26 protein-coding genes are annotated in these 26,214 nt (G+C 64.1%); 13 read left to right on the forward strand and 13 right to left on the reverse strand.

Going from position 1 to position 26,214, the window contains the following annotated elements; all coding sequences use genetic code 11:
* The first annotated feature begins 8 nt into the window (after positions 1-8).
* Positions 9-857, forward strand: coding sequence for a HalD/BesD family halogenase (locus tag MB818_RS19590; RefSeq protein ID WP_234136271.1), 849 nt, complete (start codon positions 9-11; stop codon positions 855-857).
* A 23-nt stretch (positions 858-880) separates the two neighbouring features.
* Here MB818_RS19590 and MB818_RS19595 read toward each other — a convergent pair whose 3' ends face one another.
* Positions 881-1,531 carry a response regulator transcription factor gene (locus MB818_RS19595; protein WP_234162371.1) on the reverse strand — a complete coding sequence of 217 codons (651 nt, stop codon included), beginning with the start codon at positions 1,529-1,531 and terminating at the stop codon, positions 881-883.
* Positions 1,528-2,961 carry a cache domain-containing protein gene (locus tag MB818_RS19600; RefSeq protein WP_234218412.1) on the reverse strand — a complete coding sequence of 478 codons (1,434 nt, stop codon included), beginning with the start codon at positions 2,959-2,961 and terminating at the stop codon, positions 1,528-1,530. The genes MB818_RS19595 and MB818_RS19600 overlap by 4 nt, the downstream gene beginning before the upstream one ends.
* A gap of 260 nt (positions 2,962-3,221) precedes the next feature.
* Between MB818_RS19600 and MB818_RS19605 the strand changes: the two genes are divergently transcribed.
* The 3 genes from MB818_RS19605 to MB818_RS19615 all read left to right on the forward strand — a co-directional run bounded on the left by MB818_RS19605 (position 3,222) and on the right by MB818_RS19615 (position 7,720).
* Positions 3,222-4,307 carry a TRAP transporter substrate-binding protein gene (locus MB818_RS19605; RefSeq protein ID WP_234145429.1) on the forward strand — a complete coding sequence of 362 codons (1,086 nt, stop codon included), beginning with the start codon at positions 3,222-3,224 and terminating at the stop codon, positions 4,305-4,307.
* A gap of 114 nt (positions 4,308-4,421) precedes the next feature.
* Positions 4,422-5,348, forward strand: coding sequence for a TRAP transporter small permease subunit (locus MB818_RS19610; protein ID WP_234136275.1), 927 nt, complete (start codon positions 4,422-4,424; stop codon positions 5,346-5,348).
* A 17-nt stretch (positions 5,349-5,365) separates the two neighbouring features.
* Complete coding sequence (locus MB818_RS19615; RefSeq protein WP_234166222.1) at positions 5,366-7,720, forward strand: TRAP transporter large permease; 2,355 nt, start codon at positions 5,366-5,368, stop codon at positions 7,718-7,720.
* A gap of 211 nt (positions 7,721-7,931) precedes the next feature.
* Here MB818_RS19615 and MB818_RS19620 read toward each other — a convergent pair whose 3' ends face one another.
* The 4 genes from MB818_RS19620 to MB818_RS19635 form a co-directional block, all read right to left on the reverse strand.
* Complete coding sequence (locus MB818_RS19620; RefSeq protein ID WP_234136277.1) at positions 7,932-8,753, reverse strand: arginyltransferase; 822 nt, start codon at positions 8,751-8,753, stop codon at positions 7,932-7,934.
* A 73-nt stretch (positions 8,754-8,826) separates the two neighbouring features.
* A complete protein-coding gene (locus tag MB818_RS19625; RefSeq protein WP_234136278.1) occupies positions 8,827-9,264 on the reverse strand; it encodes an RDD family protein in 438 nt (145 codons plus the stop codon).
* Between the two features lie 57 nt (positions 9,265-9,321).
* Positions 9,322-9,747, reverse strand: a complete 426-nt coding sequence (locus tag MB818_RS19630) for a DUF2852 domain-containing protein (RefSeq protein ID WP_234136279.1) — start codon at positions 9,745-9,747, stop codon at positions 9,322-9,324.
* A gap of 357 nt (positions 9,748-10,104) precedes the next feature.
* Positions 10,105-10,578 carry a YbaK/EbsC family protein gene (locus tag MB818_RS19635; protein ID WP_234136280.1) on the reverse strand — a complete coding sequence of 158 codons (474 nt, stop codon included), beginning with the start codon at positions 10,576-10,578 and terminating at the stop codon, positions 10,105-10,107.
* A gap of 82 nt (positions 10,579-10,660) precedes the next feature.
* Here MB818_RS19635 and MB818_RS19640 point away from each other — a divergent pair, with 82 nt between their 5' ends.
* The 5 genes from MB818_RS19640 (at position 10,661) to MB818_RS19660 (ending at position 16,433) form a co-directional block, all read left to right on the forward strand.
* Positions 10,661-13,462 carry a [protein-PII] uridylyltransferase family protein gene (locus tag MB818_RS19640; protein ID WP_238906128.1) on the forward strand — a complete coding sequence of 934 codons (2,802 nt, stop codon included), beginning with the start codon at positions 10,661-10,663 and terminating at the stop codon, positions 13,460-13,462.
* A complete protein-coding gene (locus MB818_RS19645; RefSeq protein WP_234136282.1) occupies positions 13,446-13,721 on the forward strand; it encodes a hypothetical protein in 276 nt (91 codons plus the stop codon). Before MB818_RS19640 ends, MB818_RS19645 begins: the two co-directional genes overlap by 17 nt.
* 127 nt (positions 13,722-13,848) lie before the next feature.
* Positions 13,849-14,631 carry a DUF6778 family protein gene (locus tag MB818_RS19650; protein ID WP_234145437.1) on the forward strand — a complete coding sequence of 261 codons (783 nt, stop codon included), beginning with the start codon at positions 13,849-13,851 and terminating at the stop codon, positions 14,629-14,631.
* Positions 14,632-14,670: 39 nt separating this feature from the next.
* Complete coding sequence (locus MB818_RS19655; RefSeq protein ID WP_238906130.1) at positions 14,671-15,882, forward strand: RSP_2647 family RNA methyltransferase; 1,212 nt, start codon at positions 14,671-14,673, stop codon at positions 15,880-15,882.
* Positions 15,879-16,433, forward strand: coding sequence for an RSP_2648 family PIN domain-containing protein (locus tag MB818_RS19660; RefSeq protein WP_234215922.1), 555 nt, complete (start codon positions 15,879-15,881; stop codon positions 16,431-16,433). The genes MB818_RS19655 and MB818_RS19660 overlap by 4 nt, the downstream gene beginning before the upstream one ends.
* On the opposite strand, the gene MB818_RS19665 is transcribed toward MB818_RS19660, so the two are convergent.
* Both MB818_RS19665 and MB818_RS19670 read right to left on the reverse strand, forming a co-directional pair.
* Positions 16,425-17,408, reverse strand: coding sequence for an LLM class flavin-dependent oxidoreductase (locus tag MB818_RS19665; RefSeq protein ID WP_238906132.1), 984 nt, complete (start codon positions 17,406-17,408; stop codon positions 16,425-16,427). The genes MB818_RS19660 and MB818_RS19665 overlap by 9 nt on opposite strands.
* Before the next feature lie 18 nt (positions 17,409-17,426).
* On the reverse strand, positions 17,427-18,113 hold the full coding sequence (locus MB818_RS19670) for a M48 family metalloprotease (protein ID WP_234145440.1): 687 nt from the start codon (positions 18,111-18,113) through the stop codon (positions 17,427-17,429).
* Positions 18,114-18,354: 241 nt separating this feature from the next.
* Between MB818_RS19670 and MB818_RS19675 the strand changes: the two genes are divergently transcribed.
* Entirely contained in the window at positions 18,355-18,546 is a 192-nt protein-coding gene (locus MB818_RS19675; protein ID WP_234136287.1) for a hypothetical protein, read from the forward strand.
* Positions 18,547-18,581: 35 nt separating this feature from the next.
* Here the strand turns inward: MB818_RS19675 and MB818_RS19680 are convergent, their stop codons facing one another.
* The 4 genes from MB818_RS19680 to MB818_RS19695 all read right to left on the reverse strand — a co-directional run bounded on the left by MB818_RS19680 (position 18,582) and on the right by MB818_RS19695 (position 22,404).
* The gene (locus MB818_RS19680; RefSeq protein WP_234162376.1) at positions 18,582-19,766 is read right to left on the reverse strand and encodes a vWA domain-containing protein; all 1,185 of its coding nucleotides are present in this window, start codon (positions 19,764-19,766) and stop codon (positions 18,582-18,584) included.
* A gap of 4 nt (positions 19,767-19,770) precedes the next feature.
* Positions 19,771-19,938, reverse strand: a complete 168-nt coding sequence (locus MB818_RS19685; RefSeq protein WP_011048221.1) for a hypothetical protein — start codon at positions 19,936-19,938, stop codon at positions 19,771-19,773.
* Positions 19,939-19,944: 6 nt separating this feature from the next.
* Positions 19,945-21,354, reverse strand: a complete 1,410-nt coding sequence (locus tag MB818_RS19690; RefSeq protein WP_234215920.1) for a DUF2927 domain-containing protein — start codon at positions 21,352-21,354, stop codon at positions 19,945-19,947.
* Positions 21,355-21,558: 204 nt separating this feature from the next.
* Positions 21,559-22,404, reverse strand: coding sequence for an AAA family ATPase (locus MB818_RS19695; RefSeq protein ID WP_234136290.1), 846 nt, complete (start codon positions 22,402-22,404; stop codon positions 21,559-21,561).
* 389 nt (positions 22,405-22,793) lie between these two features.
* Between MB818_RS19695 and dksA the strand changes: the two genes are divergently transcribed.
* Positions 22,794-23,216 (forward strand): RNA polymerase-binding protein DksA, encoded by a 423-nt coding sequence (gene dksA / locus MB818_RS19700; RefSeq protein ID WP_234136291.1) that lies wholly within the window; start codon positions 22,794-22,796, stop codon positions 23,214-23,216.
* 78 nt (positions 23,217-23,294) lie between these two features.
* Entirely contained in the window at positions 23,295-24,461 is a 1,167-nt protein-coding gene (locus tag MB818_RS19705) for an FAD-dependent monooxygenase (RefSeq protein ID WP_234176033.1), read from the forward strand.
* 85 nt (positions 24,462-24,546) lie between these two features.
* On the opposite strand, the gene xth is transcribed toward MB818_RS19705, so the two are convergent.
* Positions 24,547-25,353 (reverse strand): exodeoxyribonuclease III, encoded by an 807-nt coding sequence (gene xth, locus MB818_RS19710; protein WP_238906133.1) that lies wholly within the window; start codon positions 25,351-25,353, stop codon positions 24,547-24,549.
* 346 nt (positions 25,354-25,699) lie between these two features.
* Here xth and MB818_RS19715 point away from each other — a divergent pair.
* On the forward strand, positions 25,700-26,214 hold a 515-nt coding region (locus MB818_RS19715), incomplete at its 3' end, for a DUF6749 family protein (RefSeq protein ID WP_238906134.1).

The following is a 26,214-nucleotide window of genomic DNA, read 5'->3' on the forward strand; positions in this document are numbered from 1 at the left end:
AGGACGCGATGGAATTGCATGATTTGATCGATCTGGGGCGCTATCCGATCGACCGGCCCGATGCGCCGGCCTATGCGGACTTGCTGGCCGATCTCAGGCGCGAAATCGCCGAGGACGGTTGCGCGGTGCTGCCGGGCTTTGCCCATCCCGCTGGCGTGGCGCGGCTGGTGGCCGAGGCCGATGCGGTGGCGCATCTGGGGCATCGCTCCTTCAGCCGCACCAATGTCTACTTCTCGCAGGACGATCCGGACCTGCCCGCCAACCACCCGGTTCGGCAGTTCTTCGACCGCTCGAACGCCTTCGTGCCGGCCGATAATTTTCCGCCCGACAGACCGCTGCGCCGGATCTATGAGGCCGGGCCCTTCATGCCCTTCATCCGTGACGTGCTGGGTGAGCCGGAGAACAGGTTCTTTCGCTATGACGACCCGCTGGCGGATGTGATCGTAAACGCGGTCGAAACGGGGCAGGGCTTCCCCTGGCATTTCGACACCAACAATTTCACGGTCACGCTGGCGATCCAGAACGGCAGTGCGGGTGGCGCGTTTGAGTATGTGCCCGACCTGCGGACGGCGAGCGACGAGAATTTCGAGGGCGTAGCCGAGGTATTGGCGGGCGCCCGCGACCGGGTTCGGGTGCTGGACCTGCAACCGGGTGATTTGCAGATCTTCAAGGGCCGATACGCGCTGCATCGGGTCGCCCCGGTCGAGGGGCCGCGACGGCGTTATGTGGGTATCTTCTCGTTTGTCGAGACCGAGGGGATGTGCGGTGGGGTCGAACGGACGCGGCAGCTGTATGGCAGGGTGCTGCCCCGGCATCACCAGCGCGCGGGATTGCGCGCAGACGCGTTGCGGGACTGACCCGAGCCGCTGCCGCTGCCGGGTCAGAGACCGACGCCGGTGCCTTGCAGCACGCCGTGTTCCAACGCATAGCGGGTCAGCCCGGCGGTCGAGGAAATGCCGAGCTTGCGCTTGATGTTCTTGCGGTGGGTTTCCACCGTGCGCACCGAGATATCGAGCGCGATGGCCACTTCCTTGTTCGACTTACCCTGCGCCAGTTGCAGCAGGATGGTCTGTTCGCGCCCGGTCAGCGCCTCGCGCGCCTCCTCGCCCTCCTTTGGCTCCAGCGAGCCCTTGGCACCGGTGCACAGATACCGCTCGCCCCGCATCACCGCGTCGACGGCCTGCTTGATCTCTTCGGTCGGCACGTCCTTGAGCACATAGCCCATGGCGCCATGGCTGAGCGCGGTGGAGATATATTCGGGGCTGTCATGCATGGACAGGATCAGAATGCGGGTATCGGGCATCTGTTCCAGGATGATCTCGGTGGCGCCCAGCCCGCCGAGTCCGGGCATGTTCAGATCCATCAGGATCACATCGGGCAGCAGCGCCAGAGCGCGGCCCACCGCCTCGCGCCCGTCGCCCACGGTGCCGATCACCTGAATGTCGTCATAACTTTCGAGAATGGCCTGAATGCCTTCGGCCACCATCGGGTGATCGTCGACGATCAGAACGCGGACGGGGGTGTCGGTCATGGCAGGGCCTTTCTCTTCGACGCCGGCTCCTCCTGGGGCGGCAACAGGTGGCTCAGCGGCAGGCTCACCTCGATCACGGTGCCGGTTTGCGCGCCGCGGGATGACAGGATGCGCAGGCTGCCGTCAAGCTGTTCGATCCGTTCCTGCATGTTGCGCAGGCCCAGGCCGGGGCCGGGTTTGCCCGGGGTCGAGCGGATGCCGCGGCCATTGTCCGAGATACGCATGGTGGCGCCCTTCTTGTGGCCGCGCAGGTCGATCGAGACCCGGGTGGCACCCGAATGACGCTCGATATTGGTCAGCGCCTCCTGGGCGATGCGGTAGAGCGCGATCTTGCTGTTGTGATCCAGCCGGTTGCGGAACACCACGGTGGTGAAATCGGTCGCGATGCCGGTGCGCTCGCGGAAATCGTCGGTCAGCGATTTCAATGCCGGACCAAGGCCCAGATCGTCGAGCACGCCGGGGCGCAGGTCGCGGCTGATGCGGCGCACCTCGGTGATCGCGATGCCGAGGTTCTCGATCCCCTTGTCCAACGGCGGTTCGGCGCCGTCATGATCGCCGCGTGCCAGCCGGCGACGGGCATTGTCCAGCGCATAGCGCACCCCGACCAGGATCTGGCTGATACCGTCATGCAATTCGCGCGCCACCCGCCCGCGCTCTTCCTCTTGCGCGTCGAACACCCGTTGCGTCAGTTCCTTGAGCTTGGCATCGGCCAGCCGGCGTTCGCGGATGTTCAGAACCATGCCTGAGCCGAACACGATCAGCAGCGCCGCCAGCGCGATGGCGCCGATATAGACAAAGGTGCGGCGGACGCGGGCCTGTGTCTCGGCCCGGGCCGCTGCGACCGAGGCCAGAACGTCGTCGATGAACACCCCGGTGCCCACCGCCCAGCGCCAGTCCTGCAAGCCCACCACATAGGCCACCATCTGCGCCTCTTCCCCGGTCGAGGGTTTCTCCCACATGAAGGAATGCCAACCCGCGCCCTGCCGGGCGAGGCGGATGAACTCGTCCACAACCGGTACGCCCTTGCTGTCGGTCAACCCCTCCCAGTTGCGGTTGATGAATTCGGTCTGGCGCGGGCTGACCAGGTTCTTGCCCTCGTAATCGTAGACGAAAAAGAACCCGTCCTGTCCGTAGATCATCGCCGCCAGCATCTGTGCGACCTGTGTCTTGGCCCCTTCATCGTCAGGCGCGGCGGGGCCATAGATATGGGCAAAGCCGTTGCGCGCCTGGGTGACGTAGTTGCGCAGCTCGGCCTTCTTTGCCTGCAACAGCTGCCGCTCCAACGCCTGGATCTCGCGTTCGGCCAGGGTGCGCGCCTGATAGGCCACCAGCGCCGCGATGGCGGCCACCGCCACCACAAGCGGCAGGGTCGCCAGAAGCGAGATCTTCTGGGCGTAGTTGGGGCGGATCAGGTTGCGCAGGCGGTGCATGGCGAATCGATACGCAAAACCGGCGGCAAAATCAAAGCATGCGATCAAGTCGTGACCTGCCGCCACGCACTTGTGTGGTCGCGCAGTGCCCGAAAAACAGTGGATTTCTAGGTCAGTGGCCGCATTTTTCCGCGCCGCTACGTAGTACTAGGTATTCACAGAGCGGATCATCGCTCGTTACCCTTGCGCCACTGGAAACGATCCGCCCACCGGGATGACCTGGCGGGCGTCCATGACTTGCAAGGGGAGGAAATACTCTTATGGATCGTCGTTCTTTTCTGAAAACCTCGGCCATGGGCGGCGCTGCCGCGGCTGCCACCACCGCTCTGGCCGCTCCGGCCTATGCTCAGGGCAAGCGGACCCTGACCATGGTCACCACCTGGGGCCGCGGTCTGGCCGGTGTGCATGATTCGGCACAGCGCGTCGCCGACAACATCACCGCCATGTCCGATGGCAACCTGACTGTCGACCTGAAGGCCGCCGGCGAACTGGTGGGCGCGTTCGAAGTGTTCGACGCCGTCTCCTCGGGCCAGGCCGACATGTATCACGGCGCCGACTATTACTTCGTCGGTCAGCATCCGGGCTATGCGTTCTTTACCGCCGTGCCCTTTGGCATGACCGCGCAGGAACTGGTGAACTGGTACTATCACGATGGCGGCCACGAGCTGCATGACGAGCTGGGCCAGATCTTTGGCCTGAAATCCTTCCTGGGCGGCAACACCGGCGCGCAGGCCGGTGGCTGGTTCTCGAAAGAGATCAATGGCCCCGAGGATTTCAACGGTCTGAAGTTCCGCATGCCGGGCCTGGGCGGCAAGGCGCTGGGCAAGCTGGGCGCAAGCGTCCAGAACATCCCGGGTTCGGAAGTGTACCAGGCGCTGTCCTCGGGTGCCATTGACGGGACCGAGTGGATCGGCCCCTGGGCGGACGAAAAGGCCGGCTTCCAGGAGATCACCAAGACCTATTATACCGCGGGCTTCCACGAGCCGGGTGCGGGTCTGTCGGTTGCCACCAACCGTGACGTGTTCGAGAGCCTGAGCCCCGCGCATCAGAAGATCATCGAGGTTGCGGCGGGCGAGTGCCACCAGTGGAACCTGGCCCAGTTCCTGTCCAACAACGGCTCGGCGCTGCAGCGCCTGCAAGCCGGTGGCGTCAAGGTCCTGGAATTCCCCGACAGCGTCTGGGATGCCTTCGGCAAGGCGAGCCAGGAAGTCATGGCCGAGAACATGGGCGACGAGCTGTTCAAGAAGATCCACGACAGCGCCATGGCGTCGATGAAATCCTCGTCGGCCTGGCTGAACATGTCGTCGGGCGTCTACACCGCACAGCGCGACCGCGTTCTGGGCTGATCCCGCCAAGCGGCCAATACCGGACCCCCGCCCCAGGGCGGGGGGCCTACGCTTTGCCAGGACCTTGCGGCGCTGTTCCGCAGGACGATCCGGCACTCCTGAATCGGGGACATCATGCAGGACGATAACGGTATCTCCTTTTTCGGCGCCCTGTGGAACGGTCTGATCTGGCTGTTTCAGAACATCGCCGAGGCATTCTATAATTTCGGCTACGCGGTCACCCATCCACAGCTCTGGCTGGACTGGTCCGACAAGGCCTCGATCATGCGCTTTGTCTATTATGGCGGCTCGGTCGAGTTCTTCTTCGTGGTCTTCACCTTCGTTCTGGTCCTCACCGCGATCGGAATGTATTTCCGCTCGTTCATGTGGTTGATGGTGCGCGGGCTCGAAGGTTTCGCCAACACGGTCGGGCGCTTCTTTGCCTGGGCGGGCCTGCTGATGGTGCTGCAACAGATCATCATCGTGTTCATGCAGCGCGTCTTTGCACGGCCCGATCTGTCCTTTGGCTTTGGCATCCCGGTGACGCTCGACGTCAGCTGGTGGTCCGAAGAGCTGAAGCTTTACAACGCGATGGTTGTCTGCCTTTGCGCCACCTACACGTTCGTGCAGGGCGGTCATGTCCGCGTCGACCTGATTTATTCCGGCCTCAGCCACCGTGGAAAGCGGGTGGTGGACATGGCCGGATCGCTTCTGTTCATGATGCCCGTGGCAGTGGTGACCTGGCTTTACGGCTGGTACTTTCTGTGGCGGCACCTGATCGTGCCGAACCCTTCGGCCAGCGACCAGCTTGACCGCCTGCTGATGAAATCTCGGGCGCTGCGCTGGAACGTGGAGACCATCGGGTTCAGTCCCAACGGGTTCAACGGGTATTTCCTGTTCAAGATCCTGCTGATCACGTTTGCCGCCATGGTGTTCATCCACGCAGTCGCCTTTTTCTACCGCTCATGGCTCGAATTCGTCGAAGGCGAAAGCAGCGCGGGTAAATATCTCGACAAGGATACTCTTGGCGAGGGCGAAGAGGCCTATGAAGGCACGCATTAAGAATAGGAACCGGGAACATGCTATTCGGTCTTGATGGCGTCGAAATCGGCCTCATTATCGTCTTTCTCTGTCTCTTCGGAGGCATCCTGTCGGGATTTCCGGTGGCCTTTGCCATCGGCGGCGCCGGCATCATCTCATTCGGTATCATCGCTGCGCTGGACAGCGCGGGGCTGTTGATCCACCAGGCTATCGACACCTCGTCGCAGGCTTACAACGATCTGATCGGTTCCGGGGTCAAACCGGATGTGATCTCGATCTTCCGATACCCCGAATTGCCACGGGTTGCCGAACATGTGTTCCAGGGTGGCTGGCAGACGGCGATGGACCGCAACGTCTCCTTCATCGTGAACCGGATGAACGAGCGGGTGCTGGCGGGCCAGTCCATCGAGACGCTGCTGGCGGTGCTGATGTTCGTGCTGATGGGCATCACGCTGGAGCGTTCGAAGATCGCCAACGATCTGCTGACCACCATGGCGCGCGTCTTTGGCCCGCTGCCCGGCGGTCTGGCGGTGTCGATCGTGGTCGTGGGCGCGTTTCTGGCCGCTTCGACCGGGATCGTCGGCGCGACCGTGGTGACCATGGGCCTGCTGGCCCTGCCCACCATGCTGCGCAACAACTACTCGCCGGAACTGGCGACCGGTGTGATCGCGGCGAGCGGCACATTGGGGCAGATCATTCCGCCCTCGATCGTGATCGTTCTGCTGGGCACGCTGGCGGGCGATCTCTATTCGACCGCGCAGGAGACGCGCGCCATCGAGGCGGGTTGTACCGACGCGCTGACCTATCTGGGCGAACCGGCAGTGGTGTCAGTCGGCACCCTCTTCCAAGCAGCGCTGCTGCCTGGCATTTTGCTGGCGCTGCTCTATGCGCTCTATGCCTTTGGCTATGCGCTTCTGAACCCCGAGAAAGCGCCGGCCGTGGCGATGGGGGGAGGCACCGGCGAGCCGATCACCCGCGCCGAGGGCTTTACCTGGCTGCTGGGGGCACCGGTGGCGCTGATCGCCGGGGTCTTGCTGCTGGGCAGTCTTGGTGTCGTGGGCAGTCAGGACGTGACCGTTTCGACCTTTTCGGACAGTTCCAAGAGCGCCAGCCTGCGCACCAATGTGGGCCCTGACTGCAAGGCCTCGATGATCGCGCTGCACGGGCAGGAAGCCTGGGACGCGGCCGTCGCCGAACAGGAATCGATCGACGCCGCAGGTGGGGTGCAGGAATCGCACCGCCTGACTGACGAGGAGATCGCCGAGGCCCGAGCCTCCAAAATTGCGAATGCCGCGCCGATCGGCACCGGTGTCGCCGTGATCGCGGTGCTGCTGGGCCTGACGCTGGTGGTGGGCCGGGGCATCGCGCCCTCGCGTGATCCGAAACCGCTGCTGGTGGGCGGGCTGGGTCTGGTCCTGATGCTGCTGGCCGACATCCTGTTCATCGGACCGCTGACCTCTCCCGGTGTGACAGTGCTTATCCTGCTCTTGCCATTGGCGCTGGCGCTTTACGGCTGCAAGGAGGCGGCGATCCGCTGCACCGGCAATGATCTTATCCGGGTGGTGTTCCCGCCGCTGGTGCTGATCATCGCGGTGCTGGGCTCGATCCTGGGCGGTGTGACCAACCCGACCCCGGCGGCGGCGCTGGGCGCGGGCGGGGCGATCATGCTGGCGGCCTATCGCAAGCTGCGCGATGAGGGCCGGTCGGGAAAGGTGATCATCTGGTCCACCTTTGCCATCATCATCTGCCTGCTGATCGGGGTGAATTTCGACCTGCGCATCAATCAGGACGGTGTCAGCGTCGAAACCTGGATCGCCTTTGTCTTCGCCTATGCGACCTATATCTATGCGCTGGGCGGGCTGCTGTTCGGCTGCTGGGTGCTGTTTGCCGGCGGTGTCCTGTCACCGATCGTGCGTGAGACGGCCAAGGTGACCTCGATGGTGTTCACCATCCTGATCGGGTCGCAGTTGCTGAACCTGGTGGTGATCAGCTTTGGTGGCGAGCATTACATCCAGCAATTCCTGAAGAGCTTTGACAACGAGTTCACGGTGTTCTTGATCGTGATGCTGGTGCTCTTCGTGCTGGGCTTCGTGCTCGATTTTCTCGAGATCATCTATATCGTGATCCCGATCGTGGGGCCGGTGATCTATGGCGGGTCGTTCGATCCGAAATGGGTGACCATCATGGTGGCGGTGAACCTGCAGACCTCGTTCCTGACGCCGCCCTTCGGCTTTGCCCTGTTCTATCTGCGGGGCGTGGCGCCGAAGGAGGTGACCACGGGCCATATCTATCGCGGTATCGTGCCTTTCGTGATCATCCAGGTGGTCGGGATCGCGATCTTGTGGAGCTTCCCCTCGATCGTGACCATCGTTCCGTCGCTGATCCCGAACTGATCGGAGTTTATCAAATGGAAAAGGGGGCCTTCGGGCCCCCTTTGCTTTTTGAGTTTCGGTCAAGGGGCGCTGCCCCTTCTTGCCCCTTTGGGGCAATTCATCCCCGGGATATTTCGGGCAAGAGGAACAAGCGGTACCGAGGCGCGTGAATTAGCGGACATTTCCCGCAGTCGGCGAAACCATTTTGTCGTTGGGAAGACCCGCTACGCGTTCAGTCGCGGGTAGGCATGCGGTCGGGCAACTGGATATTAGCTACCTGTTCGGCAATCGGGTCTGTGGAAAGCGGATGTCGGATGACGTCATGCGCATCGGGGTTCGTCATCGGTTGCCAGCTTCCGCCCAAATAGATTTCAAGCCCCGAGAAGCGGGCCTTGTATCCCATCTTGGGGCTACGAGGCACCCAGTAGCCAAGGTAGACATAAGGCAGCCCCGCTTCGCGGGCGATGTCGATATGATCGAGGATCATGTGAGTGCCAAGCGAAGCACGGTGCAGGTCGGGGTCATAGAAGGAATAGACCATGCTGAGACCATCATCTAGCACATCGGTCAGGCTGACTGCAGTGAGCGCTCGGGTCTCGCGATGGGCGTATTCGATAACCCGGCTGCGGATCGGCGTTTCTTCGATCATTGCGGCGAATTCGAACACGTCCATGTCCGCCATGCCGCCATCGGCATGACGACTGTCCAGATAGCGGCGGAACAGGTCATATTGCTCGTCAGTCGCCCAGGGCGAAGTGGCGCGTCTGGTCAGGTGCGCATTTCGGCGCAGGGCGCGTTTCTGGCTGCGGCTGGCGCGAAAGGCCGACACGTTGATCCGGGCCGAAAGACAGGCGGCGCAATCGGTGCAGGACGGGCGGTAGAGGACATTCTGAGACCGGCGAAAGCCCTGTTGCGACAGCGCATTGTTCAGTTGTTCGGCGCCTTCACCTTGCAAAGCAGTGAATAGCTTTCGTTCCATCCTGTCCGCAAGATACGGACAGGGTTGCGGAGCGGTCACATAAAATTGTGGTGCGATTGGCAGGCTGTGGCGCATGGGGTTCTCGTTGATTTCGGATTGGATGATAACAATCCATCAAGGACCCGCCAAGTGACCAAAATCACAAGAGTTAAGCATAGGCCCGACGATTCAGCGCCACGGTCCCCAGTACCGCGTCGGTCAGCCCCTGAGAGCGAGCGCCGGTCAGCATCATCAGGATCGAGATCACCTGAAGCAATGGCAGTGCCATGCTGACGGTGTAGCCAGCGGTATGGGCCAGCGCCTGACCGCCGTTCAGATGAGCGCCATGGGCGTCGCGCAGCTCGATCCCGACAAAGCGCATGCCCCAGGTGGCCGAGCCGCCAGCAATCGTGGCGACACGATAGACGAAACCCACGATCAGATAGAGCAGGGGCCAGACAAAGGCGCCGACAAAAGCGGTGAGCAACACCACGACCAAGCTGAGCATCAGGATCACGCAGGTGTCGAACACCCAGGCAAAAAAGCGTTTGGCCGGGATGCTTTGATAGAATTCCGGCTGATGGTCGGGATGGGGAAGGTGGGTCATCGGGGCAGGGTCCGTGTACTTGGGATGGCCGCCCCGTGAGGGGGCGGCCGGTTGGGTTCAGGCGTCGGCGTCGTTCTTGTCGTCGCGGGCCGTACGGGCGCGCTCGTCCATGAAATCGTCGAACTCGGCCTTATCCTTGGCCTCGCGCAGGCGGTGCAGGAACGCCTCGAAATCGGCCTGCTCGCGTTCCAGGCGGGCCAGTGTATCGGCCTTGTAGGCGTCAAAGGCGCTGTTGCCGGTGGTCGACATCGCCCGCATGCCATGATGGCTCCAGGCTTTGCGGCGGGTGCAGGATTTGCTGAACATGCGTTTGCTCCAGATCATATAGGCGAGAAGGGCGAGGCCAAGGGGCCAGAAGAAGATGAATCCAAGGACCATTGCGGCGATCCAGGCGCCTTTGCCCTTGCTGTCCAGCCAGGCTTCGCTTCGATGTAGCCAACCCGGATTTGACGGGGCGGCGACGGGGTCGGTCATCATGGTCATTTTGGGTCTCCAGATCAGTTGATGTGAATGTCTTTCACATTACTCATTTGGGGCGGCGTGACGGGGAATGCAAGAGGGGATGTGAAAAAGATTTACATTCTGATTTTGGCGAGTTGACTATCGGCAACGCAATCTTGGGTTGCGCTTCGCGCGAAAATCAGATTTGCTATTACTTAAGTGAAATCCGCCTCTCAGAAAGTAAATTGGAAGCTTTATGCCGACATCGGGTGCGAACAGGTTTGGCCAGGACGTGTTGCAGCGGGACGACCGGATGTCGCCAGGGTGGTGGATTTTGCCCAGTGCGCTATTGGGGGCTTGTTTCTGGGCGGTTCTGATCAGCCAGGCGCTGCCGCTGATCTAACCCGATTTCACGAAATCCGCGATGTGTGCACTGGTCAGGTCATGCAGCTGACCGGGTGCGATGGCAAAGACATGCCGGGGCGTACCTGCCGCGGCCCAAACTACAGGAAAGTCCATCAGTGCGGGATCCAGGAAACAGGTGATCGGCGACAAATGCCCCACCGGCGCAACACCGCCGATGGCAAAGCCGGTTTTCTGCCGCACCGTATCGGCATCGGTGCGTGTCAGCGGCGTGCCGAACAGGGCGGTGGCGGCTTCTGGGTCGACCTGATTGCCTCCTGCGGTCAGAAACAATGCTAGCGCATCGCCCTCGCGCGCCTGAAAGATGATCGACTTGACGATCTGGTTCAGCGCGCAGCCGACAGCGGCGGCGGCGTCTTCGGCGGTCCGGGCGTTGCCGGTCTCGCGGATTTCGGTGGCGATCTGCGCGGCCTCAAGTGCGGCGCGGACCCGTTTCAGGCTCTTGCTCATGGCGCATGAACTGCCCGCACTGGTGGCAAAGGTCAAGTTTTGACGCATTGACGGCGGGTGGGGCGGCTGCGCTATTTGGCGCATGACCACACGCCTAGCCATCACCCGACTCCCCCGTGCCTATGACCCCGAACTGGGGGCAGAGGCGCGTGCCCTGCTGCCCGAACTGGGGGGCGATCTGGCCGATCTTGTCGCCGGTGCGGGGGGCACCAGCCCCTATCTGATGGGGCTGATGCGGGCCGAGGCCGCATGGCTGGCGCCCGCGCTCGAGGATGCCGATGCGGCGGTAGCCGCCGAACTGACCGCGGCCCGCGCGTTGCCGCCCGATCAGCTCAAACCCGGTTTGCGACAGGCCAAGCGGCGACTGGCGCTGTTGACCGCGCTGGCCGATCTGGCGGGTGCCTGGCCGCTGGAGAAGGTGACCGCGCTGCTCACCGATTTCGGCGCGCTGGCCGCCGATCTGGCCGCCAAGGCCGAGATCGCCGCCCTGATCCGGCGCGGCAAGCTGCCGGGCCAGACCGAGGCGGATGTGGAAACCGCCGCCGGGATGGTGATCCTGGCCATGGGCAAGATGGGCGCGCATGAGCTGAACTACAGCTCGGACATCGACCTGATCGTGCTGTTTGACGAAACCCGCTATGAGCCCGACGATTTCTTTGAGGCGCGTCAGGGCATGGTGCGTGCCACCCGCAATTTCTGCGCCACGCTCAGCGACAAGACCGCCGATGGCTATGTGTTCCGCACCGATCTGCGGCTGCGCCCCGATCCGGCGGTCACCCCGGTCTGCCTGGCGATGGAGGCGGCGGAACATTACTATGAAAGCCTTGGCCGCACCTGGGAGCGTGCCGCCTATATCAAGGCGCGGCCCTGCGCGGGCGATCTGGCGGCGGGGGCGCGGTTTCTGGAAACCCTGCGCCCCTTTGTCTGGCGCCGCCATCTGGATTTCGCGGCCATCCAGGACGCCCATGACATGCGCCTGCGCATTCGCGAGAACAAGGGCACCGGCGGCGCCCTGACCATTCCGGGCCATGACATGAAGCTGGGCCGGGGCGGCATTCGCGAGATCGAGTTCTTTACCCAGACCCGGCAGTTGATCGCGGGCGGGCGCGACCGTGACCTGCGCCTGCGCGGCACGGTCGAGGGGCTGGCGGCATTGGCGGCCAAGGGCTGGGTGCCGCCCGAGGTGGCCGAGGCGCTCACCCGCCACTACCGCGCCCATCGCGAGGTCGAACACCGCATCCAGATGGTGCATGACGCCCAGACCCACCGCATTCCGCAGACCGAAGAGGGCATTGCCCGCGTGGCCTGCCTGATAGGGATCGACGCCGCCGAACTGCGCGCCGACCTGACCCGGCGCCTGACCGAGGTGCATGGGCTGACCGAGGATTTCTTTGCCCCCGATAGCGCCGCCGCCCCGGCGCCCGCCCTGCCGGCAGAGGTGGTGTTCGACGACAATGTGCTGTCGCGCTGGCCTACCTATCCGGCGCTGCGCTCGCAACGGGGGCGGCGCATTTTCGAACGGCTGAAGCCCGAACTGCTGGCGCGGCTGGCGCGCACCGCCAAACCGGACGAGGCGCTGCTGGCGCTTGACGGGTTCCTGGCCGGGTTGCCCGCCGGGGTGCAGCTGTTTTCCCTGTTCGAGGCCAATCCGCAACTGATCGACCTGTTGGTCGATATCGTCGGTACCAGCCATGCGCTGGCGACCTTCCTGTCGCGCAATGCCTCGGTCTTTGACGCGGTGATCGGCGGCTCGTTCTTCGATGACTGGCCGGGCGGGGCAGCGCTGCGCGCCGATCTGGCCGAGCGTCTGGCCGCCGAGGACGATTACGAGGCCCGGCTCGACATGGCGCGGCGCTGGACCAAGGAATGGCATTTCCGCATCGGCGTGCACCATCTGCGCGGGCTGATCGACGGCGCCCGCGCCGGTGCGCAATATGCCGAACTGGCCGAGGCGGTGATCTCGGCGCTGTTCCCGGTGGTCGAGGCCCAATTCGCCCGCAAACACGGCACGCCGCCCGGACGTGGCGCCACGGTGCTGGGCATGGGCTCGCTGGGGGCGGGGCGGATCAATGCGCAATCCGACCTTGACCTGATCGTGATCTATGACCCCGAAGACGCCGAAGGCTCGGACGGGCCGCGCCCGCTGGCGACCCGGCCCTATTACGCAAGGCTCACGCAGGCGCTGATCACCGCGCTGACCGCGCCAATGTCGCAGGGCAAGCTGTACGAGGTCGACATGCGCCTGCGCCCCTCTGGCACGCAGGGACCGGTGGCGACCAGTTGGACCAGCTTTACCGAATATCAGTTGAACGAGGCCTGGGTGTGGGAGCATCTTGCGCTGACCCGTGCCCGTCCGGTGGCGGGTTCAGAGGCATTGGGCGCGGATATCGAGCGGTTCCGGCAAGAGCTTCTGAACCGCCCTGCCGACCGCGACAAGGTGCTGCGCGAGGTGGCCGAGATGCGCGCCCGGCTGGCGGCGGCGAAACAGCCCGCCGGAGTGTGGGATGCCAAGACCGGGCCGGGCCGGATGCTGGATATCGAACTGGTGGCGCAGACCGGCGCGCTGTTGTCGGGCAGCGCCGCGCGCGATGTGGCGCAGGGCCTACAAGGCGCGGTCGCCGCTGGATGGCTGGATGTCGCGGATGCGCAGTCGCTGACCCGTGCCTATGACCTATGCTGGTCGGTACAGACGGCGGCGCGGCTGCTGTCGGGCGAGATGATCGACGCGGAGCGGATCGGCGAGGGCGGCGCGGCCTTCCTCTGCCGCAGCACCGGGTTCGAGGACATGGCGGCGCTGGAGGCGGCGCTGGAGACGACATATGCCGAGGCGGCGGCGCTGATTGGCGCCGCGGTGGGAGGACCAGAGGATGCCGAAGACGGGTGACCCGCATGACCCCAAGGGTCTGATCTACGAGGCCTACAGGATCGAGGGGATCACGGCCCCCGAATGCCGCACCATATTCCTTGACTGGGCGCTCAGCCTGCCGGTGGGAACAGACCAGCGCGACGCGTTGGCGGACCTGCACGGGCGCTATGGGGCCGAGGCGCCCGATCATCCCATGACCGCCGTCATGCAGGACGGGCTGAGCGCCGAACAGGCGCCCCGCCGACGTGGCGGATGGCGTAGCCGACCCAGAAACTGAGTGATCCCGGATCGGAAACAATCTCTGAAACGTACGGAATTTGTCGCAAAGTTGCCCTAATTGCGGGGCAAATTCTCCTCAAACGGGTGCGGCTGTGGGAGTCGGAACCCGAAAATGGAGAAGAGACATGAAAACCATGCGGATGATCCTGCTTGCCGGTCTGGGCCTGTCGGTTGCGGCCTGCACGGCCGTCGATGTCCCGACCCGGAACGCCCCTTACGAGCAATTGCCGACCACGTCGATTACGGCTCCGGCGGGGTATGACCTGCTGCAACCGGAAAGCCGGGTCCAGTCAACAGCGGCGGTGGGGCAGGTGGTGATCCCGCATGCCGACATCGACACCGTTGCGCGCGCAGCGACGCAAGAGCCGGGAGTTGGCGGCTTGGTTGCAGGGCAGGCGCCCGTGACCATCAACTCGGTCACCGTGCTGGTGCCGCGCTCTTTGAAGGTGTCCGAGCGCAACAGCTATCTGCCGCGCGGCGACATCGTGTGGCGTGAGGATCCGATCGGCGACCGTCACGCCCAGGTTCAGAAGATCGTGCAGGACGCGATGGTGCGTGGCGTCAGCCCGCTGAGCGGCCCGGTCAAGGCCGATCTGGAAATCGTCGTCAAGCGGTTCCACGCCTTGACCGAAAAGGCGCGCTATACCACCGGCGGCGTGCACGCGATCACCTTTGACATGGTCCTCAAGGATCCGGTTACGGGTGAGCAGTTGACCCCGCCGCGCGAGGTTCGCGCCGATCTGGAGGCCTTTGGCGGCCAGCAGGCGATCAACGCCGAGGCCCGCGGTCAGACCCAAAAGGTCCGCATCACCGACCACCTGACATGGGTGATCCAGCAAGAGTTGACCAACCCCGAAGGCTACGAGAACGCCTCGTTGGGCATCATCCAGGTGATGAATCGTCTCTGACACTTCCCAGCCAACGGGAATGAGATTAAGAGGGCGCTCATGACAGCGCCCTCTGACGTTTTTGACCGTCCCCGCATCCGCCTGAAGCCCAAGGCCAACGCCCGTGCCATCCGTCACGGGGCGCCTTGGGTGTTCGACAACGAGGTGGTCACCGACCGCCGTACCCGCAAGATCGCCCCCGGTACCGTGGCGGTGCTCGAGGATGACAACCGCGCGCCCCTGGGACTGGTTGCGGTCAATCCCGGCTCGCGCATCCTCGCCCGGATGCTGGACCGCGACCCGCAGGCAGAGTTGAACGCCGCCTGGTTCGAGGCGCGTCTGACCCGGGCGCTGGCACTGCGCGAACGCCTGTTTGACGCGCCCTTTTACCGGCTCGTTCATGCCGAGGCCGATGGCTTCCCAGGTGTGATCATCGACCGGTTCGGCGAGGCTTGCGTGATCCAGCCCAATGCCGCCTGGGCCGAGGCGCATCTGGAGCTGCTGAGCGCGGCACTGATCAAGGTGACCGGCGTGAACACGGTTCTGAAGAATGCTTCGGGCCGGACGCGGTCTCTCGAAGGGCTGGATGACAAGAACGCGGTGCTGGCGGGGGCGGCGCCAGTGGCGCCGGTTCCTGTGCCGATGAACGGCGCCACCTATATGGCCGATCTGACCGGTGGCCAGAAAACCGGCCTGTTCTTCGACCAGCGCCCCAACCATGCCTTTGCCCAGCGGCTGGCGGGGCAGGGTGCGCGGGTGCTCGACGTGTTCTCTCATGTGGGCGGCTTTGCGCTGGCGATGCTGGCCGGCGGCGCCGGAAGCGCGCTGGCGGTCGATGGCTCGGCCCCGGCGCTGGCCTTGGCCGAACAGGGGGCGCTGGCCTCGGGTCTGGCCGGGCGGTTCGAGACGCGGCAGGGCGATGCGTTCGACGTGTTGACCGCGCTGGCCGAGGAAGGTGAGACATTTGACGTGGTGATCTGCGATCCGCCCGCCTTTGCGCCCTCGAAACAGGCGCTGGACGCGGGGTTGCGCGCTTATGAACGGGTGGCGCGGCTGGCTGCGGCGCTGGTGCGACCGGGTGGCTATCTGGGTCTCTGCTCCTGCTCGCATGCCGCCGACCTGTCGCGGTTCCGCGAGGCCAGCGTGCGCGGCATCGGCCGCGCCGGGCGCAGCGCGCAGCTGATCCATACCGGCTTTGCAGGGCCGGATCATCCGCAATTGCCGCAACTGGCCGAGAGCGGCTATCTCAAGGCGGTGTTCTTCCGGCTGTGAAAGCGGTGCTCGACACTTGCGTGATCTACCCCACGGTCATGCGCGAGATGCTGCTGGGTGCGGCGCGGCTGGGGCATTTCACCCCGCTCTGGTCGGCCCGCATTTTGGAGGAATGGGCGCGTGCGGCGGTCAAGCTGGGACCGGCGGGCGAGGCGCAGGCGCGCGCCGAGATCGCCCTGACCCGCGCCGCCTGGCCCAGGGCCGAGCTGCCGCCCGCGCCTGGTGTCGAGGCACGGCTGTGGCTGCCCGATCCGGCGGATATCCATGTGCTGGCCACGGCCATCGCCGGATCTGCGGAGGTGATCGTGACCCTCAACCGGGCCGATTTCCCGCGCAACATCCTGGCCGAGGAAGGGCTGGAGCGGATCGACCCGGATGCGTTCCTTTTGCAGTTTTTCAAAGATGACCCGGACAATATGGCCCTCATGGCCGAAAAAGTGCTGGATGAGGCCAACCGTCTGTCGGGCGAGACATGGACCCTCCGCAGTCTGATGAAAAAGGCGCGGCTGCCTCGGTTGGGCAAGGCGCTGGAACACCACCGCTCAGAGTGAGCGCAGGATCCCGGCCGCGATTTCGAACGAACGTTTGCGCGCGGTGTGATCGTGAATCTGCCCGGTCAGGATCACTTCGTCGGGCTGATAACGGTCGATGATGCGGGTCAGGTCGGCGCGCACCATCTCGGGGCTGCCCACCGCCGAAACGCTGAGCGCGGCATTCACCCCGGCCAGCGTGGCGCGATCCAGATGCGCGGCGATATCGTCAACCGGCGTCGGCAGTTTGCCGGGCCGCCCCAGCCTGAGCCGGGCAAAGGCCTGTTGCATGGTGGTGCGCAGGCGTACCCCTTCAGCGTCGGTTTCGGCGGCAAAGACATTGATCGCCATCATCGCATGGGGGTGATCCAGATAGAGCGAGGGGCGGAAGCTGCGGCGATAGATCTCCAGCGCCTCCTCCAGCGCCTGCGGCGCGAAATGCGAGGCAAATGCATATGGCAGGCCCAGTTGAGCCGCCAGTTGCGCGCCATAGAGGCTGGACCCCAGGATCCAGACCGGCACATGGGTGTTCTGGCCGGGAAAGGCGCGCACCCGTGCCTCTGGATCCTCGGGCCCGAGAAAGCCGATCAGGTCGATCACATCCTGAGGGAAACTGTCCTGTTGTGACAGACCCCGGCGCAAGGCGCGGGCGGTCGCCATATCGGTCCCGGGCGCCCGCCCCAGCCCCAGGTCGATGCGGTCGCCATAGAGCGACGCCAGCGTGCCAAAGGCCTCGGCCACCATGTAAGGCGCATGATTGGGCAGCATGATGCCGCCCGCGCCGATCCGCATGGACTTGGTCCGGCTGGCGATATGGCCGATCAGCACCGCGGTCGCGGCGCTGGCGATGCCGGGCATGTTGTGATGCTCGGCCAGCCAGTAACGATGATACCCCAACGCCTCGGCATGGGCGGCCAGATCGCCGCTGTTGGCCAGCGCCTGGGGAATATCGCTGCCCTCGGGCACCGGGGCGAGGTCGAGCAGGGAATAGAGCATGCGGGTCGGTCCTGAGGATCAATGCGCCTGCCAGCGCGCTTCGAGCCGGTCAAGCGCGGCGATGCGCTCGGCGGTTTTGGGATGACTGAGCAGCCATGCGGGCGCCACCCCGGCGCGCTGGGCAGTGAGCGCGTCAAGCTTGTGAAACAGCGCCTTTTGCGGCGCCACACCGATGCCGGCCTTGGTCAGCAGGGCGGCGGCATAGGCGTCGGCCTCATATTCGTCGGCGCGGCTTAGTCGTGCGGCAAGCAGGGTGGTCAGCATATTGGCGATCCAGACCCCGAAAAAGGGGATGAACCGGCCCAGCAGCATGGCCAGCGCGGTGCGCATGGCGTTCTGGCCGGAAAAGTCGATCATCCGGCGCCGCGAATGGCCCAGCGCCACATGCCCCAGCTCATGCGCAATGACCGAGGTCAGCTCTTCGCCGGTGACCTCGCCGCTTTGATATTTGCGGTAGAAGCCGCGGGTGATGAAGATGCGCCCGTCAGGCGCGGCCAACCCGTTGACCGGGTCGATTTCATAGATATGCACCGGCACCCGCGCCACGCCCAGCGCCGCCGCCAGCCGGTCGGTCAGCCGTTTCAGCGCCGGGTCGGCCAGCTCGGTCGAGCGGGCATCCAGCTCGCGCCGGGTCCGCCAGGCCGAGAAATGGTACATCGCAAAGGCGTAGAGAACCGCCAGCAGGATCGGGGTGACGCGCAACATGGATCAGATATGGGGCGTTCCGGCGACGGGGGCAAGCGGCAAGCCGCCGATGACGGGTCGGCCCGGTGGGCAGGGCGCCATCCTGGGCAGAGTTCTGCCCCCGCAACTGGCATCGCAGACAGGGTTTCCGCCGGTTTAGCCGCGTCCCTATTGCGGCGCTTGTCGGTTCGGGCCGTGCGCGCCTAGCGTGCCACGGGCGGCCCGATGCAGCCGCACATCTTGATGCGAGGAACCACGAGCGATGACGACCAGATTGACCCTTTTGATTGCCTTTGCGCTTCCGCTGATGGGCTGTTCCGAGCCTGAGCCCGAGCCGGTACAGATCCTTGAAGCCCCCTCATTCGACAAACTGGGCAATCCGGTCTGTCCCGAAGGCTATAGCCTGTCCACCACCGAGACCGGCGAACCGGTTTGTGCCGGGGTCGTGTACTGAACGCATGAAGCCGCTGGCCGCCGCGCAGCTGGTGGTCAGCGGGTCAGTACCCGCATGCCCTGTTCCAGCCCCGACAGGGTCATCGGCACCATACGGTCCTCGAATATCTCGCGGATCATGCCGATCGAATGGGTATAGTCCCAGTATTTCTCGGGCACCGGGTTGATCCAGAGGTTGCTGGCCCATTGCTCGCGCGCGCGTGCCAGCCAGACCTGGCCCGCCTCCTGATTCCAATGCTCGTTGGCACCGCCGGGATAGGCGATTTCGTAGGGGCTCATCGAGGCATCGCCCACGAAGATGCATTTGTAATCGGGCCCATAGGTGCGCAGCACCTCATGGGTGGGGATCTGCGCATCCCAGCGGCGACGGTTGTCGCGCCAGACGCCTTCGTAGAGGCAATTGTGAAAGTAGTAATATTCCAGATGCTTGAACTCGGCACGCGCCGCCGAAAACAGCTCTTCCACCACTTTCACATGCGGGTCCATCGAGCCGCCCACGTCAAGGAACAGCACTACCTTGACCGCGTTATGCCGTTCGGGGCGTTCCTTGACGTCCAGATAGCCGTGTTCGGCGGTGGCGCGGATGGTGCCGTCCAGGTCCAACTCCATCGCCGCACCCTCGCGCGCCCAGCGGCGCAGGCGTTTCAGCGCCACCTTGATGTTGCGGGTGCCCAGTTCGACCGTGTCGTCGAGATTCTTGAACTCGCGCTTGTCCCAGACCTTGACCGCGCGCTGGTGGCGGCTTTCCTTCTGGCCGATCCGCACCCCTTCGGGGTTGTAGCCATAGGCGCCAAAGGGCGAGGTGCCGGCTGTGCCGATCCACTTGTTGCCGCCCTGGTGGCGGCCCTGTTGTTCCTTGAGCCGCTCGCGCAGCGTCTCCATCAGCTTGTCGAACCCGCCCAGCGCCTCGATCTCGGCCTTTTCCTCGGGCGACAGGTGTTTCTCGGCCATCTTCTCCAGCCAGTCGGCGGGGATGTCCACGGCCTCCATCACCTGCTCAAAGGTGATCTCTTCGAGCCCCTTGAAACTGGCGGCAAAGGCGCGGTCGAACTTGTCGATATTGCGCTCGTCCTTCACCATCGACACGCGGGCCAGGTAATAGAAGGCCTCGACATCGTAGGTCGCCAGCCCCTTTTTCATGCCTTCGAGAAAGGTCAGGTATTCGCGCAGCGACACCGGCACCCCGGCTTTGCGCAAATTCTCGAAAAAGGGCAGGAACATCGGCTCAGACCATCAGACGGTGGATCACCAATGTTGCTATCATCCCGAGGAGCGCGAAGGCAATCGCGTAGCCCGCAGCATATTGCGCGATATCCGCGGTTGTGCCGTTACGTCGCTTGGCGGTCAGCCCGCCAAGCAAGGCGCCGAACAGCGCCGCTGCGATGACAATCATGCGTTCTTACCCGCCCAGTGCGTTGCGGGGGTTCAGGGCCGCGATCTCCTGCATCTTGGCCCGAACCGCCCAGTCCGAGCCGAACCCGTACCGCGCCCAGCCGACACTGTCCAGCCGCAGGTCGCGGGCCGCGTCGGTTTTGCCCAACAGGGTCAGCGCCTCGGCCTCGAGCATCATGAGGGTGGCCAGCAGCGCGGCATTCTCGGCCTGAGCGGCGACGTCACGCATCGGGCGCAGCTGGGCCAGCGCCCCGGCACCATCGCCGCGCGAGATGGCAAAGGCGGCGGTCTGGGTGGTCACATAGGCCTGATGCAGCCGGGTGCCCGGTGTCGATTGCAGCACCTGCATGGCGGTCGTGAAATGCCGCTGTGCCAGATCGGGATCGGCGGTTTGCAGCATCCGGCCAAGCATGTAGTGGCCAAAGGCGCGGCGCTGGTCCACCCAGCCCCAGGACTGGGCCATCTGCGCGGCTCGGTTGGCGGCGTCCAGCCGGGCCTGATAGGCCGTTCCGGGGCCAAGCGCGGCCTGTACCTGATCGATCCAGGCGCGCGGGGTCGACACGACCGGTTGCGCGGCAACGGTGACGCCGCGCGGGTTGAGCCGACCCAGCAGGTCGGGCAGCACCGCGGCGACCTGCGCCTGGCTCATGCCGCTGCGCAGTTCCGGCGCATAGGTGGCACGCAGCACCAGCATGTCGAACCCGGTCAGGATGGTGTGGATATTGTCGTCGTTGAATACCGAATCCGGCAGGCGGTAGAGGTCGTTGAGCGGCCCGATCGCCTGCGCCAGCTCCTCGTGCAGGCAGTCGCGCAATTCCTGCGGGCTGCTGTCATAGGGCACGAAGATGCCAAGCCGCTCGCGCTTGCGCAGGTTGGCCCAGTTGGTCTTGTCCTTGCGGCGGTCACGGCGGAATTCGGCCAGGCTGGATACGTTGGGAACCACGAAACAGGCGGCATGGGGCAGGGCGCGGCCGATCTCCTCGCGGCTGACGGCCTCGATGGTGATATTGGCGCTGGCGTCGCTGACCTGACGGATGTCGATCCCGGCCTCACCGCGCAGGCGCCCCAGCAGCCGGGTCAGGTCCGGTTGCAGGCTTGCGGGCGGCGAGCCGGTCACGCGCACGGTGATCGGGGTCTCGAACCGGGTAAACACCGGCAGGTCGCGCCCGCTTTCCAGCTGGAAATGCAGGGCCAGGAAATCGGCGGCGATATTGCCGTTCGATCGTTGCGGCGGCTGCACCCGTGTGGTGCCAAAGCTCTTCATCGGCTCCAGCGACAGGCCGGGCGTCTGCGCGCGGGTCGGCGTATCCTCGAGCGGGACGGTATCACAGGCAGCAAGGCCAAGGCCCGAGACCAGGGCAAGCGCCCTGACAAGCGGGCGGGAGATGGTGCGGGAAAAGGCGCTTTTGACTGTCATTCTCTTACTGCTGCTCAATGATACCAAACCTGTCAATCTATTGCGCGGTGATTGGTTACCGCCGCAATAGGAACATGGTGGCATCCGCAGCCTTCTCGAAGCAAGCGCGTGAAGGCCATTTAAGGCTCTGTTTACCAATTTTTTGGAAACAAAAAGGGCGGTTCGGAACGAACCGCCCGCATTTTGTTGCTAATCTGGCCTGAATCAGCGTTTACCGCGTGCCATGAAGGCCAGCCGTTCGAACAGGTGCACATCCTGCTCGTTCTTGAGCAGCGCACCATGCAGTTTCGGCAGCGCATTGGCCCCGTCGCGGCGCAGATCCTCGGCGCTCAAATCCTCGGCCAGCAGCAGTTTCAGCCAGTCGATCACCTCGGACGTCGAAGGTTTCTTCTTCAACCCCTGCGTCTCGCGAATCTCGTAGAACTGGGTCAGAGCGGCGGTCAGCAGCGCCTCCTTGATGCCGGGGTGATGCACCTCGACGATGCGGCGCATGGTGGCCTCGTCAGGGAAACGGATATAGTGAAAGAAACAGCGCCGCAGAAACGCGTCGGGCAGTTCCTTTTCGTTGTTCGAGGTGATGATGACGATGGGGCGCTGCCGGGCGCGGATGGTCTGGCCAGTCTCGTAGACATGGAACTCCATCTTGTCGAGCTCCTGCAGCAGGTCGTTGGGAAACTCGATATCGGCCTTGTCGATCTCGTCGATCAACAGCACCACTTTCTCGTCCGCGTCAAAAGCCTGCCACAGCTTGCCCTTCTTGATGTAGTTGCTCACATCATGCACGCGCTCCTCGCCCAGCTGGCTGTCGCGCAGACGGCTGACCGCGTCATACTCATACAGGCCCTGTTGTGCGCGGGTGGTGGATTTCACGTTCCACTCGATCATCCGCAGGCCCAGGGCGCCCGCGACCTGTTTGGCCAGCTCGGTCTTGCCGGTGCCCGGTTCGCCTTTGACCAGCAGCGGTCGCTCCAACGTCACGGCGGCGTTCACCGCGATCGTCAGATCGTCGGTGGCCACATATTCAGCGGTTCCCTGAAAACGTGCGGTCATGGCGGTCCTCGTCCTAGCGTGCTCGGCCCTGAGGTAAAGCGCGCGCTCCGCTTTGGCAAGGCGCGCCGCGGCGTCGTTGAGAAGGTTGGAAACACCCTGTTTCCACGTCAAAGATTGAGAAAATGCGCCCTTCGACTCCATATGTCGTAACGTCATGTCGATGCCAACATTCACACAACCCTCAGGAACTCACTAAATTTCAAGAGGTTGGGCATAGATTTTGGGTCGTTTGATCAATTGCTGACTAGGGCGGGAAATTGGGCTCTTTCGCATGTCTTTGTGTAGTGACATTCCCCGGTTCGTCAGATAAACGCTGCGGCAGAAGGGGGAGCCGAATGTCTGAACCAGTTACCAAAGCGGACGTTGTAGGCCAGACCGAGGGAGCAAAGATGAAGCCGGAATCCTTTCTGCCGGAAGACTATCGCCCGGCCGAAGACGAGCCATTCATGAATGATCGTCAGCTTGAGTATTTCCGTCGCAAGCTGATCAACTGGAAACACGAATTGATGGCGGGCAGCCGCGACACGATCGAAGGGTTGCAGGACGGCACACGCAACATTCCCGACGTGGCCGACCGCGCCAGCGAAGAAACGGACCGAGCGCTGGAACTCAGAACCCGTGACCGTCAGCGCAAGCTGGTTGCCAAGATCGATGCCGCGCTGCGTCGCATCGACGAAGGTGAATACGGCTACTGCCAGGTCACCGGCGATCCGATTTCGCTCAAACGTTTGGATGCACGCCCGATCGCGACCATGACGCTCGAGGCGCAGGAACGCCATGAGCGCCGCGAGAAAGTGCATCGCGACGATTGATGTCGCGACCTGCGACAATCAGCGGAAACGCCGGGGCCTTTCGCCCCGGCGTTTTTGCGTTAAAGGGGGCGCATGGGAATGTTCGGAACCAGGATCATCGTGGTGGGCGCTGGAATCGGCGGGTTGGCTGCGGCGCTGGCGCTCAAGGCGCGCGGCGCCGATGTCACCGTGCTGGAACAGGCAAATGCCATCGAAGAGGTGGGCGCCGGTATCCAGGTCAGCCCCAATGGAGCCGCTGTCTTGGGTGCGCTGGGTCTGGGGGCGGATTTCGAGCGGGCCTCGGTGCGCGGCCGGGCCGTGGTGCTCTCGGACTATCGACGTCCGGGCGAGGTGGTGCGGCTCGACCTCATGCGTCATGCGGGCGATCAGCGCTATGCCTTCGTGCACCGGGCGGACCTGATCGACCTTCTGGCCGAGGCGGTGCGCCGGGCCGGCGTCAATGTCCGGCTCTTGCAAAAGGTGGATCGCATCGACCCCGGATCGCCGCCGGTCCTGCATATGTGTAACGGGGCCCATCTGACCGCCGATCTGGTGGTGGGCGCCGACGGGCTGCATTCCCGGGCGCGTGCCGCGCTCAACGGGGCGGGCAAACCCTTCTTCACCGGTCAGGTTGCGTGGCGCGCCACCGTACCGAACATGGTGAACCTACCGGACGAGGCGCACGTGTTCATGGCCCCCGGGCGGCATCTGGTCTGCTACCCGCTGCGGGGTGGAAGCCTGGTCAATCTGGTCGCGGTGCAGGAACGCGCCGACTGGACCGCCGAAAGCTGGAGCCAGTCCGACGACCCCGCCAACCTACGCGCCGCGTTTGCAGATTTCGGCGGCCTGCCCGCCGCCCTGCTGGCGCAGGTCAGCGCGCCGGGCCTTTGGGGCCTGTTCCGCCACCCGGTGGCGGAAACCTGGCATCGGGGCCGGGTCACTCTGGTCGGCGACGCGGCCCACCCGACGCTGCCTTTCATGGCACAGGGCGCCAATATGGCGCTCGAAGACGCCTGGGTGCTGGCCGATGAACTGGGCAAGGCGCCGGGGATCGAGCTGGGGCTGGCCGCCTATCAGGCCCGCCGTCAGGCCCGCGCCCGCCGGGTGATCGCGGCGGCAAACAGCAATGCCTGGAAATACCACCTGCGCAGCCCGTTGCGCGGCCCCGCGCATCTGGCCCTGTCACTTGGCGGCAGGCTGGCGCCCGCCCGCATGGTGCGCCAGTTCGACTGGCTCTACCGCCACGACGTGACAATGGGCGCGTAAACGGCCCTCTCTTCTTCTGTTCCCAAATACCTCGGGGGAGACGCGCTTGCGCGGCGGGGGCAGCGCCCCCAAACAACCGTACGGCTCAGATATCCAGCTCGACCCAGACCGGCACGTGATCGGATGGCTTGTGCCTGCCGCGCACCTCCTTGTCGATGCCGCAATCGCGCATCAGGTCGGCGGCCTGCGGGGTCAGAAGGAAATGGTCGATGCGGATACCGTCATTGCGGTTCCAGGCGCCGGCCTGATAGTCCCAGAACGAATAATGCCCCGGTCCCTGCACCCGTGCTCGGAACGCCTCGGTAAAGCCCAGGTTCAGGATACGGCGAAAGGCGGCGCGGCTTTCGGGCCGGAACAGCGCGTCCTCGCGCCAGGCCTCGGGACGCTTGGCGTCTTCGGCTTGCGGGATGATGTTGTAATCCCCCGCCATCAGCGCCGGTTCCTCTGCCGCCAACAGCTCTGCCGCGCGGGTCCGCAGCCGCTCCATCCAGCGCAGCTTGTAGTCGTACTTGCCGCCCGGCACCGGGCTGCCATCCTCGGCCAGTTCGACCGGGTTGCCATTGGGCAGGTAAAGCCCGCAGACCCGCAGCGCCTGTTTGCCCACCACCGTGGCCTCGATCCAGCGCGCCTGTTCGTCGCTCTCGTCGCCCGGTAGCCCGCGCGAGACATCCTCGAGCGGAAGCTTCGACAGGATCGCCACCCCGTTGAAGCCTTTCTGGCCATGTGTTTCCACGTTATACCCGCGCTCTTCGAACAGATCGCGGGGGAAAGCCTCGTCCACCGACTTGATCTCTTGCAGCAGCACCACATCGGGTTGGGCGCTGTCCAGCCAGTTTGGAAGCGCCTCGGCGCGGGCCTTGATCCCGTTGATGTTGAACGTGGCGATCTTCATGTCCGGGTCCCCCGTGCTGGCTTTGCCCCGATCTATCCCCGATCCCGGCGGCGGGGGCAAGCGATGCAAGAACCCGCAGATCGGCAAGTTCGGGCGAATCCGTCCCTCCGATTCGCTGTGAAGTTGCCGAACTTTCGCCCCAATTCGCTGAATTTTCGGGTTGTGGATAAAAATTTTTCAATGATTTCCGTGGCCTGCAATTTTGTTGAATGACTTATTTTTGCCTCATTTCCTTAATGTGGATAACTCATTATTTTGCAACGCATGATTGAAAAATATCTTTTCGAGAGCCGTCGGTCCTGCAACCGTGAGGGGGTCATCAACACCAACTCTGGGGGACAGACCAATGACTGCCATGCTCAAGATCAACCAAATCCAAGGCGAAAACAAAGACGGTGCCAGCATGATGGATGGCGACGTAACGGAAATGTTCTCGTCCGGCTCCGCGCCGATAACCTCGGCACGCGCAATGATGGGCGAGGGCGTTCAGATGTTCTCGACCAGCTGCCAGGCCTCGGGCGCCGACACCGCCACGGGCGAGGGCGTTCAGATGTTCTCGACCAGCTGCCAGGCCTCGGGCGCCGACACCGCCACGGGCGAGGGTGTTCAGATGTTCTCGACCAGCTGCCAGGCCTCGGGCGCCGACACCGCCACGGGCGAGGGCGTTCAGATGTTCTCGACCAGCTGCCAGGCCTCGGGCGCCGACACCGCCACGGGCGAGGGCGTTCAGATGTTCTCGACCAGCTGCCAGGCCTCGGGCGCCGACACCGCCACGGGCGAGGGCGTTCAGATGTTCTCGACCAGCTGCCAGGCCTCGGGCGCCGACACCGCCACGGGCGAGGGCGTTCAGATGTTCTCGAC

It is taken from the genome of Ruegeria alba (genome assembly GCF_022321465.1).
Taxonomy (GTDB): Bacteria; Pseudomonadota; Alphaproteobacteria; order Rhodobacterales; family Rhodobacteraceae; genus Ruegeria_B; species Ruegeria_B alba.